The organism is Sphingomonas silueang (assembly GCF_040049155.1).
GTDB lineage: Bacteria > Pseudomonadota > Alphaproteobacteria > Sphingomonadales > Sphingomonadaceae > Sphingomonas > Sphingomonas silueang.
The window spans coordinates 74,905-89,081 of the sequence record NZ_JBDZDK010000009.1 but is presented as its reverse complement, the minus strand read 5'-3'; the positions used below and the strand labels follow the sequence as shown (position 1 = coordinate 89,081).

Below are 14,177 nucleotides of genomic sequence, written 5' to 3'. Positions count from 1 at the left end.
CGCGCAGGCGGGAGCCCAGGGCAACGCACGCCGCCGCCTGCGACTCTGGATCCCCGCCTGCGCGGGGATACTGATGGGCGCGCAGCTTCCCGCCGAAACGATCTTCATCGCGGGCGATTCGACCGCGCAGACCTACAGGCAAGATCGCTATCCCCAGACCGGCTGGGGGCAGATGCTGCCCTGCGGGTTGAGCGGCGACGTGAAGGTCGAGAACCGGGCGATGGGCGGACGTTCGACCAAGAGCTTCATCGCCGAGGGGCGGTGGGACAGGATCATGGCCGATCTGAAGCCGGGCGACGTGGTGCTGATCCAGTTCGGCCACAACGACGCCAGCCAGAACAAGCCGGAGCGCTATGCTCCCGCCGCGACGCTGTACCGCGACAATCTGCTGCGGATGATCTGGGAAACGAAGGGGCGCGGCGCGACGCCGATCCTGATTACTCCGGTGACGCGGCGCTCGTTCGGGCCGGACGGCAAGGCCAAGGCGGATTTCGCGACGTATTCGGCGGTCGTGCGCGATCTGGCGGCGACCACGGGCACGCAGCTGATCGACCTCGAGGCGTCGTCGCGGGCATGGGTCGATGCCAAGGGGGTCGAGCCGTCGAAGGCGCTGTTCCTGCATTATCCCGCCGAACGCTGGCCGGGGTTCAAGGACGGCATCGCGGACGACACGCACTTCAGCGAGCTGGGCGCGCGTGGCGTCGCCGAGCTGATCGCCGCCGATCTGGCGCGCACCGGGTTGCCGGTGGCGACCAAGGTCGCGAAGGACCGGCCCGACCTGACGCGGACGACTCCGCTGGGGAGCGTGGCATGTCGGTGAGCGATGCTACGCAGCCGTATCCCCGCGCAGGCGGGGATCCGGAGTCCGGCAAACCGCACGGCAGCGACCCTGACGCTGAATCCCCGCCTGCGCGGGGATACGGTTTGGGACTGGCCCGCCGCACCCTGCTCGGCGGCACCGTAGCCCTGGGCATCGCCGCCGCGCTGCCTGCCCATGCGCAGACCCCTGCCCCGCTGGTCTATCGCCCGATCTGGCCGGGCAAGGCACCGGGCGGCGAGCGGGTCACGGCGGTCGAGCAGGAGATCATGCGGTCGCCGACCGGGCCGAAGGACGACACCGCCTTCCTCCACGTCACCACGCCGACGATGACCCATGTCGCCCCCGCCAGGCCCAACGGCGGCGCGATCCTGCTGATTCCCGGCGGCGGATATCTGCGCGTCGCGATCGGCAACGGCGCGCGGGCGCTGCTGCAGTTCTTCGCGGATCGGGGCTATCATGCCTATCTGCTGAAATACCGCCTGCCCGGCGATCCATGGGCGGCGGGGCCGGACGCGCCGTTGCAGGACGCGCAGCGCGCGCTCAGGCTGATCAAGGCCGAGGCGAAGGCGAACGGCGTCGCGCTCGACCGGATCGGGGTGATGGGCTTTTCGGCGGGCGGGCACTTGGCGGCGATGCTGGCCTATCGCACCGACGCGACGTACCGGTCGGTCGATGCCGCCGATGCGCAGCCGCTGGGCGTGCGGGCCGCCGCGCTGCTGTATCCGGTGGCGCTGATGGGCGCGCCCGGCGCGCACAAGGGATCGCAGGACCAGTTGCTGGGCAAGGAGTTCACCCCCGATCAGGCGCTGCGCGCGCGGACCGATGCGCGGATCGTGGCCACCAGCCCGCCGACGTTCATCGCCCATGCGATCGACGACAAGGTGGTCAGCGTCGACAACGGCCTCGCCGTGCTCGCCGCGCTGCGCCGCGCGAAGGTGCCCGCCGAGGCCTATTTCCCCGAGATCGGCGGCCACGGCTTCGGCGTGACGATCGACGGGCAGGCCGCGCCGTGGACCGGCCTGTTCTTCGCCTGGGCGAAGCGGCACGGGCTATGAGCAGGCCACGGGTCGCGCTGTTCGTCACCTGCCTCGTCGATGCGATGCGGCCTGCGGTGGGGTTCGCCAGCCTGAAGGTGCTGGAGGAGGCCGGGTTCGACGTCGTCGTGCCCGCTGGGCAGACGTGCTGCGGCCAGCCCGCGTTCAACTCCGGCGACCGCGCGGGGGCGGAGGCGATCGCCAAGGCGACGATCGCCTGCCTCGAACCCCATGATGCGATCGTCGTGCCGAGCGGGTCGTGCGGCGGCACGATCAAGGTGCACTACCCCGAGATGTTCGCCGACGATCCGGTATGGCTCGTGCGGGCGGAGGCGGTGGCGGCGAAGACGCACGAGATATTGTCGTTCCTCGACGCGCAGGGCTGGCGGCCCGAAGGGGTCAGTCTGCCGACGAGCGCCGCCTGTCACGACAGTTGTTCTGGCCTGCGCGAACTGGGGATCAAGCGGCAGCCGCGCGCGCTGCTGGGCGCGGTGGCGGGGCTGGAACAGGTGCCGCTGAAGGGCGCGGAGACGTGCTGCGGGTTCGGCGGCACCTTCTGCGTCAAATATCCCGCCATCTCGAACGCGGTGGTCGAGGAGAAGGCGCAGGCGATCGAGGACAGCGGCGCGGCGCTGCTGCTGGCGGGCGATCTGGGCTGCCTGATGAACATGGCGGGCAAGCTGCACCGGCGCGGCAGCGGCGTGCGCGCGTTCCACACGGTCGAGGTGCTGGCGGGCATGGGCGACGGTCCCGCGATCGGGGAGCAGGCATGAGCTTCGGGCAGCGGGTCGATCTGGCGCTCGCCGATCCGGTCCTGAAGGTCGCGGTCGAGCGGACGGCGGGCACGGCAGAGGCCAGGCGCGCGGCGGCGGTGGCGGCGTTTCCGGCGTTCGAGGATGCGCGGGCGCGGGCCGCGGCGATCAAGGACCATGTGATCGCGAACCTCGGCCATTATCTCGAAACCTTCGAGGCGAATGCGGTCGCGGCGGGGGCGCAGGTCCATTGGGCGAGCACCGCCGACGAGGCCGCGCGGATCGTGGTCGAGCTGTGCCGCAAGGCGGGGGCGAAGTCGGTCGCCCGCTCCAAGTCGATGCTGGGCGAGGAGATCGGCCTGCCCCATGCGCTGGCCGAGGCCGGGATCGAGCGGGTCGAGACCGACCTCGCCGAGCACATCATCCAGCTGGCGGGCGAGCGGCCGTCGCACATCGTGTGGCCCGCGATGCACAAGACGCGCGAGCAGGTGTCGGCGCTGTTCAAGGCCAAACATGCCGATCCGCATGTCGAGGAGACGATCGCGGCGATGGCGGAGAGCGCCCGGCGGCACCTGCGCATCGGGATGCTGGGCGCCGATGTCGGGATTTCGGGGGCGAACTTCCTGATCGCCGACAGCGGCAGCATCTGCACCGTCACCAACGAGGGCAATGCCGAACTGTCGATCGTGCCGCCGCGGGTGCATATCGTGACGGCGGGGATCGAGAAGCTGGTGCCGTCGATGCCGCATGCGGTGCATATGCTCCGGATGCTGGCACGATCGGCGACCGGCGCGGCGCTGACCCAGTACACCACCTTCTATACCGGGCCGAAGCGGACGGGCGATCGAGACGGGCCGGAGGAGATGCACATCGTGCTGGTCGACAACGGCCGCAGTGCGATGCGCGAGGATGCGGAACTGAAGCGGATGCTGCGCTGCATCCGGTGCGGGGCATGCATGAACCACTGCGTCGTGTTCCGGCAGGTCGGCGGCCATGCCTATGGCGGGACCTATCCGGGGCCGATGGGTGCGGTGCTGACCCCGGCATTGGACGGGCTGTCGGCCAATCGCGACCTTGCCCATGCCTGCACGATGAACGGGCGGTGCCAGGAGGTGTGCCCGGTCAACATCCCCCTCCCCACCCTGCTGCGCGGCTGGCGCGAGAAGAGCTGGCGCGAAGGGCTGGAACCGGTGACGATGCGGCAGGGTTTGGGCGTGTGGCGGCGCGCGGTGCTGCGCCCCCGGCTCTACCGGCTGGCGAGCGGTGCTGCGGTGCGCGCGATGCGGTTGCTGGCGAAGCGCGGCTGGATCGCCCGGCTGCCGCTGGCGGGCGCATGGACTGCGCACCGCGACATGCCCGCGCCGGAGGGCGGCACCTTCATGGCGCAATATGCGAAGGGACGCCGCCGGTGAGCGCGCGGGATACCATCCTCGGGCGCCTGCGCCGTCCGGTGCCCGCCGATCTGGAACGACAGGCCGCAGCGCTGGTCGCGGGGAACGAGCGCCCGCCCGAACCGGCGGGCACGCTGGTCGAACGCTTCGCGACCCGGCTCGCGCTGCCGAGCGTCGCGGCGACGCTCGATCGGGTGGCGACGTTGGCGGAGGTGCCGGGTGCGGTCGCGCGCTATCTGGCTTCGCAGGGTGCGGCGGCGGCGCTGTACCTGCCGCCCGATCCGGCGCTGACCGCACTGGACTGGACCGGGTTCGCGCTGACGGACCGCGCCGTGCCGGATCAGGTCGCGGCACTGGCGATGGCGAAGGCGGGCGTGGCCGAAAGCGGCTCGCTGGTGTTCGAGACCGGCCCGGCCGCGCCGATGCTGCCCAATTTCCTGACGCTGCACCATGTGGTGGTGCTCGCGGCGGATAGGCTGGTCGACCGGCTGGAGGACATTCCCGCCGATCTGGCGGGCAGCCGGGCGCATTACTGGGTGACGGGCGTGTCGGGTACGACCGATATCGAGGGGCAATATGTCCGCGGGGCACACGGGCCGCGGTTCCTGCATGTGGTGCTGGTGGGGTAGCTTCCGGCGACGTTCGGCGCGGGCGAGGCAACGCCACCGGTTGCCCCAGGCTTCGTCACTCCCGTGCCGGCGGGAGTCCATGGATGGGGCGACGTCTGCGCGCGATCGATAACACCCGACGCAATGGATTCCGGCCTGCGCGGGAATGACGAACGCAGCGGCATCGCGCATTTTTGTTCTGCCGCCGGAACGTCACGCTTCGCGCATACGTATTGCGCGTGACATGCCCGCCGCGTTCGATACTGTCGCCGACGAACCCAATCCAGGAGCCTGCGTGACCCAGCCCGCCCTTGCCGCCGTCGCCTCGTCCCCGCCGCCGCTCGCCGATGCCATTCTCGATACGCTGGTCCACCGGATCGGCAAGGATGCGCAGGCCGCGCTCCCCCACGACTGGCTGGCGGCGACGATCCTGACCGTGCGCAACGACGTGATCGAACGCTGGATGACGTCGAGCAAGCAGGCGCATGCCGACGGGGCCAAGCGGGTCTATTACCTGAGCCTCGAGTTCCTGATCGGGCGGCTGCTGCGCGATGCGATGGCGAACCTGTCGCGCAGCGAGGAGGTGCGCGCGGCGCTGGCGTCGCTCGGCGTCGACCTGAGCGCGATCGAGGAGGAGGAACCCGACGCCGCGCTCGGCAACGGCGGGCTCGGGCGGCTGGCGGCATGCTTCATGGAGAGCCTCGCCACGCTCGACCTGCCCGCCTATGGCTATGGCATCCGCTATGTGAACGGCATGTTCCGCCAGCGCATCGACAACGGCTGGCAGGTGGAGCTGCCCGAGAACTGGCTGCGCCACGGCAATCCGTGGGAGTTCGAGCGGCGCGAGAGCGCCTATTCGATCGGCTTCGGCGGCGAGGTGGTCGGCGACGAGACCGGCGCGATCCACTGGCACCCCGCCGAGACGGTGGATGCGATGGCGGTCGATACGCCGGTGATCGGCTGGCGCGGGGCGCGGGTCAACACGCTCAGGCTGTGGACCGCGCGGGCGCGCGATCCGATCCGGCTCGACCGGTTCAACGCGGGCGATCACGAAGGCGCGCTGGCCGGTCAGGTGCGGGCCGAGACGCTGGTGCGCGTGCTCTACCCGGCCGACAGCACGCCTGCCGGACAGGAACTGCGGCTGCGGCAGGAATATTTCTTCTCCTCGGCCTCGATCCAGGACATCGTGCGGCGGCACGTCCAGTATTTCGGCGATATCCGGACGCTGGCGGACAAGGCGGCGATCCAGCTGAACGATACCCATCCGGCGGTGTCGGTGGCGGAACTGATGCGGCTGCTGCTGGACGAGCACGGGCTCGACTTCGACAGCGCATGGGGCATCACCCGCGCGACCTTCGGCTACACCAACCACACGCTGCTGCCCGAGGCGCTGGAAAGCTGGCCCCTGCCCCTGTTCGAGCGGCTGCTGCCGCGGCACATGCAGATCGTCTATGCGATCAATGCGAAGGTGCTGCGCGAGGCGCGCGCGCAGGGGCATAGCGACGGCGCGGTCAGCGCGATCAGCCTGATCGACGAGGGCGGCGAGCGGCGGGTGCGGATGGCCAACCTGGCGTTCGTCGGCAGCCACAGCGTCAACGGCGTCGCGGCGCTGCACACCGATCTGATGAAGCAGACGGTGTTCGCCGATCTCCACCGGCTCTACCCCACGCGGATCAACAACAAGACCAACGGCATCACGCCGAGGCGCTGGCTGTTCGAGAGCAATCCGGCGCTGACCGACCTGATCCGCGAGGCGATCGGCGACGGTTTCCTCGACGATGCGGGCAGGCTGGCCGACCTGCGCCCGTTCGCCGACGACGCCGCGTTCCGCGAGAAGTTCGAGGGCGTGAAGCGCGCGAACAAGGCGGCGCTGGCGCAGCACCTGCGCGAGACGATGGGCGTCCGGCTCGATCCGCAGGCGATGTTCGACGTGCAGGTCAAGCGCATCCACGAATACAAGCGCCAGCTGCTCAACATCCTCGAGACGGTGGCGCTGTACGACCAGATCCGCAGCCATCCGGAGCGCGACTGGACCCCGCGCGTGAAGCTGTTCGCGGGCAAGGCGGCGCCGAGCTATCACAACGCCAAATATATCATCAAGCTGGCGGGCGACGTGGCGCGGCGGGTGAATGCCGATCCGGCGGTCGGCGGGCTGCTGCGCGTGGCGTTCGTGCCCAACTACAACGTGTCGCTGGCCGAGCGGATCATGCCCGCCGCCGACCTGTCCGAACAGATCAGCACCGCGGGGATGGAGGCATCGGGCACCGGCAACATGAAGCTGGCGCTGAACGGCGCGCTGACCATCGGCACGCTGGACGGCGCGAACGTCGAGATCCGCGACCATGTGGGGGCGGACGACATCGTGATCTTCGGCCTGACCGCCGACGAGGTCGCGGCCAAGCGCGCGGCGGGATACGACCCGCGCGAGGCGATCGCGGCGTCGCCCGAACTGGCGCAGGCGCTGGCCGCGATCAAGGGCGGCGTGTTCAGCCATGACGACCCGGATCGCTACAAGGGCCTGATCGAGGGGATCGAGACCAGCGACTGGTTCCTGTGCGCCGCCGATTTCGACAGCTATGCCCAGGCGCAGCGCGACGTCGATCGCCGCTGGCAGGACCGCAGCGGCTGGAACGCCAGCGCGATCCGCAATGTGGCGGGCGTGGGCTGGTTCTCGTCCGACCGGACGATCGCGGAATATGCCCGCGACATCTGGGGCGTGATGTGAAGCCACCGGCGGACGCGATCTTCGCGCTGCTGGAGGGGCGGCAGGCCGATCCGTTCGCGCTGCTGGGGCCGCATGCCGGGCCGGAGGGGACGTTCGTGCGCGCATGGCTGCCCGGCGCGCAGAAGGTGCTGGCGCACGACCTGTCGGGCGCGCTGCTCGGCGAATTGAAGCCGGTGGGCGACGGCATCGTCGAGGGGGTCGTCGCCGGCCCGCCCCAGCCGCTATGGTATTATGCGCGCGGCGGCCGGGGCGAATGGTGGGTGAAGGACCCGTACAGCTTCGGCCCCGTGCTGGGCCCGATGGACGATTTCCTGCTGGCGGAGGGTACGCACCTGCGCCTGCACGACAAGCTGGGCGCGCATCCGATCCGGCACGAGGGCGCGGACGGCATGCACTTCGCGGTGTGGGCGCCCAATGCGCAGGTCGTGAGCGTGGTGGGCGACTGGAACGGATGGGACGCCAAGCGCCATCCGATGCGCCGCCGCGCCGATGTGGGCGTCTGGGAAATCTTCCTGCCCGATGTGGGGCCGGGTCAGGCGTACAAGTTCGCGATCCGCGGGGCCGACGGCACGCTGCTGCCGCTCAAGGCCGATCCGTTCGCCTTTGCAAGCGAGCTGCGCCCCGCCACCGCGTCGCGAACCGCCGCGCCGATCGATCATGACTGGCGCGACGGGGCGCACCGCGCGCACTGGGCTTCGGTCGATCCGCGGCGGGTGCCGGTGTCGATCTACGAGGTGCATCCGGGAAGCTGGCAGCGCGACGACGACGGGTGGTTCCTGGCCTGGGACGCGCTGGCCGACCGGCTGATCCCCTATGTCGTCGACATGGGCTTCACCCATATCGAGTTCCTGCCGGTCAGCGAGCATCCCTATGATCCCTCATGGGGCTATCAGACGACCGGGCTGTATGCGCCCTCGGCCCGCTTCGGCGATCCGGCGGGGTTCGCGCGGTTCGTCGACGGGGCGCACAAGGCGGGGATCGGCGTGCTGATCGACTGGGTGCCCGCGCACTTCCCGACCGATGCGCACGGCCTCGCCCGCTTCGACGGGACTGCGCTGTACGAGCATGAAGACCCGCGCCTCGGGTTCCATCCCGACTGGAACACCGCCATCTATAACTTCGGGCGGCGCGAGGTGGCGCAGTTCCTGGTCAACAACGCGCTGTTCTGGGCCGAGCGCTATCATGTCGACGGCTTGCGCGTCGATGCGGTCGCGTCGATGCTCTACCGCGACTATTCGCGTGGCGAGGGGGAATGGATTCCCAACGACGCGGGCGGACGCGAGAATTGGGAGGCGGTCGCGTTCCTCCGCGCGACCAACACGGCGGTGTACGGCCAGCATCCCGGCGTCTTCACCGTCGCCGAGGAATCGACCGCATGGCCCGGTGTCACGAAGCCGGTGCACGAAGGGGGCCTCGGCTTCGGGTTCAAGTGGAACATGGGCTTCATGCACGACACGCTGTCGTACATGGCGCGCGAGCCGGTGCACCGGCGGCATCATCATGACGAGATCACCTTCGGCCTGACCTATGCCTTCAGCGAGAATTACGTCCTGCCGCTGAGCCATGACGAGGTGGTGCACGGCAAGGGTTCGCTGCTGACCAAGATGGCGGGCGATGCGTGGCAGAAATTCGCCAACCTGCGCGCCTATTACGCGCTCATGTGGGGCTATCCCGGCAAGAAGCTGCTGTTCATGGGACAGGAGTTCGCGCAGGCGCGCGAATGGTCCGAGGAACGCGCGCTCGACTGGGAGTTGCTCGAGATGCCCGCGCACGGGGGCGTGCGGTTGCTGGTGCGCGATCTCAACCGTCTCTACCGCGATACGCCCGCGCTCCACGCCCGCGACTGCGAGGGCGAAGGCTTCCGCTGGGCGGTGGTGGACGATGCCGCCAATTCGGTGTTCGCATGGGAACGCCATGCGCCCGGCGAGCCGCCGGTGCTGGTCGTCGCCAATCTGACGCCGGTGGTGCGCGAGGGATATCGGGTGCCGGTGTCGCAGGACGGGCGCTGGGCCGAGGTGCTGAACAGCGACGCCACCGTCTATGGCGGCAGCGGGGTCGGCAATCTGGGCGGCGTGACGGCACGCGACGGCGCGGTCGTGCTGACGCTGCCGCCGCTGGCGACGATGTGGTTTCGATACGAAAAGAACAAAGGGGAGTGAGCATGGAGAGGCGGGGTCAACCGCTGGCGCGCGACGCCATGGCCTATGTCCTGGCGGGCGGGCGCGGCAGCCGGTTGTTCGAGATGACCGACACGCGGGCGAAACCGGCGGTCTATTTCGGCGGCAAGAGCCGGATCATCGATTTCGCGCTGTCGAACGCGATCAATTCGGGCATCCGCCGCATCGGCGTGGCGACGCAGTACAAGGCGCACAGCCTGATCCGCCATTTGCAACGCGGCTGGAACTTCCTGCGCCCCGAACGCAACGAGAGCTTCGACATCCTTCCCGCCAGCCAGCGGATCAGCGAGTTCCGCTGGTATGAGGGCACCGCCGATGCCGTGTTCCAGAACATCGACATCATCCAGAGCTATCGCCCGGAATATATGGTGATTCTGGCGGGCGATCACATCTACAAGATGGATTACGAGCTGATGCTCCAGCAGCATGTCGATACGGGGGCCGACGTGACGGTCGCCTGTATGGAGGTGCCGCGGATGGAGGCGGTCGGCTTCGGCGTGATGCATGTCGATGCCACCGACCGGATCGTCGATTTCGTCGAGAAGCCCGCCGATCCGCCCGCGATCCCCGGGCAGCCCGACGTGGCGCTCGCCAGCCTAGGCATCTATGTGTTCCGCACGCAATTGCTGTTCGAGCAGTTGCGCCGCGATGCCGAAACGCCCGACAGTTCGCGCGATTTCGGCAAGGACCTGATCCCGTGGCTGGTGCGGCACGGCCATGCGCAGGCGCATCGCTTCTCCGCCTCCTGCGTCCGTTCCGCCGACGAGCCGGGAGCCTATTGGCGCGACGTGGGCACGATCGATGCCTATTGGGAAGCGAATATCGACCTGACCGATGTCGTGCCGCAGCTGGACCTGTACGACCGGAGCTGGCCGCTGTGGACCTATTCGGAGATCACGCCGCCCGCCAAGTTCGTGCACGACATCGACGGGCGGCGCGGCTGTGCGGTATCCAGCCTGGTCGCGGGCGATTGCATCGTGTCGGGATCGAACGTGCATCGCAGCCTGCTCAGCACCGGGGTGCGCGCGCACAGCTATTCGCATGTCGACCAGTCGGTCATCCTGCCGATGACCCATATCGGGCGGGGCGCGCGGCTGACGAACTGCGTGGTCGATGCCGGGGTGACGATCCCCGACGGGCTGATCGTGGGCGAGGACCCGGTGATGGACGGCCACCGGTTCCGCCGGACCGAGCGCGGCATCTGCCTGATCACCCAGCCGATGATCGACGCGCTGTGAGCGGTGATCGAAGCTCCTCCCCGGCACGGGGAGGGGGACCATGCGCAGCATGGTGGAGGGGGCTGTCCCCCGGCAAGGCGGTTGCGTTTGGGGACACCCCCCTCCACCACCGCTTCGCGGCGGTCCCCCTCCCCGTGCCGGGGAGGAGCTGATGCGTGTCCTCTCGGTCGCGTCGGAAGCCTATCCGCTGGTCAAGACCGGCGGGCTGGCCGATGTCGTGGGCGCGCTGCCCGCAGCACTCGCCCCGCACGGGATCGAGACGGTGACGCTGCTGCCGGGCTATTCCGCGGTGCTGAAGGCGGCGTCGCGCAAGGTGGTGCGGACGTGGGACGACCTGCTGGGGGCGAAGGCGCGGCTGTTGTCGGGCACGATCGGCGGGCATCCGCTGCTGGTGCTCGACGCACCCGATCTGTTCGTTCGCGACGGCGGACCCTATGCCGATGCGACGGGCCGGGACTGGGACGACAACTGGCGGCGCTTCGCCGCATTGTCGCGCGCGGCGGCGGATGTGGCGGAAGGCCATGACCTGCTCCACGCGCACGACTGGCAGGCGGCGCTCGCCCCCGCCTATCTGCGCTATGGCGGCAGTACGGTGCCGAGCGTGGTGACGATCCACAACATCGCGTTCCAGGGCCGGTTCGACGCCGCCGTGTTCCCCGCGCTGGGCCTGCCCGACGCAGCCTGGGCGCTCGACGGGGTGGAATATTATGGCGGCGTCGGGCTGTTGAAGGCGGGGCTCGCCTCCGCGAGCGCGGTGACGACGGTGTCGCCGAGCTATGCCGGGGAAATCCGCCTGCCCGCCTTCGGCATGGGGCTGGAGGGGCTGATCGCGGCGCGCGGGAGCGCCGTGCACGGCATCGTCAACGGCATCGACCCGGCGGTGTGGTCGCCCGAGGGGGATGCGGCCCTCCCCGCCCCCTATGGCGCGCGCACGCTGGCGCGGCGGCGGACCAACAAGCGCGCGGTCGAGGCGGCGTTCGGGCTGGAGGCGGGCAGCGGGCCGATCTTCGTCGTGGTCAGCCGGCTGACGTGGCAGAAGGGGATGGACGTGCTCGCCGCCGCGCTCGACGCGCTGGTGGCGATGGGCGGGCGGCTGGCGCTGCTGGGATCGGGCGATGCGGCGCTCGAAGCCGCGTTCCTTGCCGGGGCGGCGCGCCATCCCGGGCGGATCGGGGTGCGCATCGGCTATGACGAGGGCGTCTCGCACCTGTTGCAGGGCGGCGGCGATGCGATCCTGATCCCGTCGCGGTTCGAGCCGTGCGGGCTGACGCAGCTCTACGGCCTCGCCTATGGCTGCGTGCCGGTGGTGGCGCGGACCGGCGGCCTTGCCGACACGGTGATCCACGCCAACGAGGCGGCGCTGGCGGCGGGGGTCGCGACGGGGGTGCAGTTCGACGACATGACCGGGGACGCGCTGACCCAGGCGATCGCGCGGACGATCGCGCTGTACCGCGACCCTGCCGTCTGGGCGCAGATGCAGCGGCAGGGGATGCGCGCCGATTTCAGCTGGGCGCGCAGCGGGGCGCGCTATGCCGCACTCTATCGCAGCCTGATCGCGGCGTGACCCCCGGCGCGACGGCACATCACGGCGGCACCCGCTTCGCGGTGCGCGCACGCGAGGCTGCTGCGGTGTGGCTGTGCCTGTTCGACGGCGATGTGGAGCGCCGCGTGGCGATGGTGCGCGCGGGCGACTGGTTCGTCGCCGAGGTCGCGGGGGTCGGCCCCGGACAGCGCTACGGCTATCGTGCCGAGGGGGAATGGGCACCGGAGCGCGGGCGCTGGTTCGATCCGGCAAAGCTGCTGGTCGATCCCTATGCGGTCGAACTCGACCGGCGGTTCGTGTGGGATGCGGCGCTGGCGGCGTTCGGCGTGGAGACGGCGCACCTCGTTCCCCGCGCGATCGTGCCCGCCCCTTGCGTGCCGGTGGCCGACGCACCGCTGCCGATCGATCCGGCGGGGCTGATCTATGAGGTGAACGTCCGCGGCTTCACCATGCTGCACCCCGAGGTGCCCGAGGCGCAGCGCGGCACGATCGCCGCGCTCGGCCATCCGGCGGTGATCGCGCATCTGACGAAGATCGGGGTGACCGCGATCGAGCTGATGCCGATCGTGGCGTGGATCGACGAGCGGCACCTTGCCCGCCACGGACTGCGCAATGCATGGGGCTATAACCCGGTCGTGCCGATGGCGATCGATCCGGGGCTGGCACCCGGCGGCATCGCCGAACTGCGCGAGACGGTGGCGGCGCTGCACGCGGCGGGGATCGCGGTGATCCTCGACCTGGTGTTCAACCACAGCGGCGAGAGCGATGCGGACGGGCCGATCCTGTCGTTCCGTGGCCTCGACGATCGCAGCTATGCCCATGCGCCGGACGGGCGGCTCATCAACGACACCGGCACCGGCAATACGCTGGATGCCGGGGATGCGGGGGTGCGCGACCTGATCGTCGCGTCGCTGCGCCATTTCGCGGGGCTCGGCGTGGACGGCTTCCGCTTCGACCTTGCCCCCGTCATCGCGCGGTCGCCGGGGTTCACGCACGATGCGCCGATCTTTGCGGCGATCGCCGCCGATCCGCTGCTGCGCGACCGCACGATGATCGCCGAGCCGTGGGATATCGGGCCGGGCGGCTATCAGCTCGGCAATTTCCCGCCCGACTGGCTGGAGTGGAACGACCGCTATCGCGACGACGTGCGCCGCTTCTGGCGGGGGGACGGCAGCGCAGGCGCGCTGGCGACGCGGCTGATGGGGTCGAGCGACGTGTTCGGGGCGCGGACGCGGGGCGTGCATTTCCTTGCGGCGCATGACGGGTTCACGCTGGCCGACCTCGTGTCGCATGTCGATCGGCACAACCATGCCAACGGCGAGGACAATCGCGACGGGCATGGCGAAAACCTGTCGTGGAACCACGGGGTCGAGGGACCGAGCGACGATCCGGCGGTGCTGGCGGCACGGTCGGCGGACCTGCGCGCGCTGCTCGCCACGCTGTTCGCGACGCGGGGGCATATCCAGCTGACGGCGGGCGACGAGTTCGCCCGGTCGCAGCGGGGCAACAACAACGCCTATGCGCAGGACAATGCGATCTCGTGGATCGACTGGGCGGGCCGCGATGTCGCGCTGGAAGCGTTCGTCGCGGGCCTGGCGGCGTGGCGGCGGGCGCGTCCTTCGGTGTTCGGGCGCGACATACCGGCGGCGGCGGAATGGCGGACGCTCGACGGGCGGGCGATGACGGCTGCGGACTGGGAAGCAGCGGACTGTTCAGGGTTCGAGTTGCGGCTGGACGGGGCGGTGGTGCGGATCGACCGCGCGGCGCGGGTGGTGACGCTGGAATAGGGTTTCACGCGAAGGCGCGAAGACGCGGAGAAGAAAGTAGTTTTCGCGCAGAGACGCAGAGGCGCGGAGAGGTTCTTCGACGCGGCAGCGTCCGTCTCGCCA

Annotated in this window: 10 protein-coding genes; all 10 read left to right on the top strand. The window is 69.8% G+C overall.

Annotation, left to right across the window (positions count from 1 at the left end):
- The first annotated feature begins 73 nt into the window (after positions 1–73).
- Complete coding sequence (locus ABLE43_RS10780) at positions 74–820, top strand: rhamnogalacturonan acetylesterase (protein WP_348978506.1); 747 nt, start codon at positions 74–76, stop codon at positions 818–820.
- 104 nt (positions 821–924) lie between these two features.
- Entirely contained in the window at positions 925–1,875 is a 951-nt protein-coding gene (locus ABLE43_RS10775) for an alpha/beta hydrolase (RefSeq protein ID WP_348978505.1), read from the top strand.
- The gene (locus ABLE43_RS10770) at positions 1,872–2,627 is read left to right on the top strand and encodes a (Fe-S)-binding protein (protein WP_348978504.1); all 756 of its coding nucleotides are present in this window, start codon (positions 1,872–1,874) and stop codon (positions 2,625–2,627) included. Before ABLE43_RS10775 ends, ABLE43_RS10770 begins: the two co-directional genes overlap by 4 nt.
- Positions 2,624–4,018: a lactate utilization protein B gene (locus ABLE43_RS10765; RefSeq protein WP_348978503.1), complete on the top strand. Its 1,395-nt coding sequence runs from the start codon at positions 2,624–2,626 to the stop codon at positions 4,016–4,018. Before ABLE43_RS10770 ends, ABLE43_RS10765 begins: the two co-directional genes overlap by 4 nt.
- Positions 4,015–4,626, top strand: coding sequence for a LutC/YkgG family protein (locus tag ABLE43_RS10760; protein WP_348978502.1), 612 nt, complete (start codon positions 4,015–4,017; stop codon positions 4,624–4,626). Before ABLE43_RS10765 ends, ABLE43_RS10760 begins: the two co-directional genes overlap by 4 nt.
- Positions 4,627–4,900: 274 nt before the next feature.
- Positions 4,901–7,330 carry a glycogen/starch/alpha-glucan phosphorylase gene (locus ABLE43_RS10755; protein ID WP_348978501.1) on the top strand — a complete coding sequence of 810 codons (2,430 nt, stop codon included), beginning with the start codon at positions 4,901–4,903 and terminating at the stop codon, positions 7,328–7,330.
- Positions 7,327–9,489, top strand: a complete 2,163-nt coding sequence (gene glgB, locus ABLE43_RS10750; RefSeq protein ID WP_348978500.1) for a 1,4-alpha-glucan branching protein GlgB — start codon at positions 7,327–7,329, stop codon at positions 9,487–9,489. The genes ABLE43_RS10755 and glgB overlap by 4 nt, the downstream gene beginning before the upstream one ends.
- A 2-nt stretch (positions 9,490–9,491) precedes the next feature.
- Positions 9,492–10,745 carry a glucose-1-phosphate adenylyltransferase gene (glgC, locus tag ABLE43_RS10745; protein WP_348978499.1) on the top strand — a complete coding sequence of 418 codons (1,254 nt, stop codon included), beginning with the start codon at positions 9,492–9,494 and terminating at the stop codon, positions 10,743–10,745.
- A 151-nt stretch (positions 10,746–10,896) separates the two neighbouring features.
- A complete protein-coding gene (glgA, locus tag ABLE43_RS10740; RefSeq protein ID WP_348978498.1) occupies positions 10,897–12,309 on the top strand; it encodes a glycogen synthase GlgA in 1,413 nt (470 codons plus the stop codon).
- Positions 12,306–14,075 (top strand): glycogen debranching protein GlgX, encoded by a 1,770-nt coding sequence (gene glgX, locus ABLE43_RS10735; RefSeq protein ID WP_348978497.1) that lies wholly within the window; start codon positions 12,306–12,308, stop codon positions 14,073–14,075. The genes glgA and glgX overlap by 4 nt, the downstream gene beginning before the upstream one ends.
- Positions 14,076–14,177 lie beyond the last annotated feature (102 nt).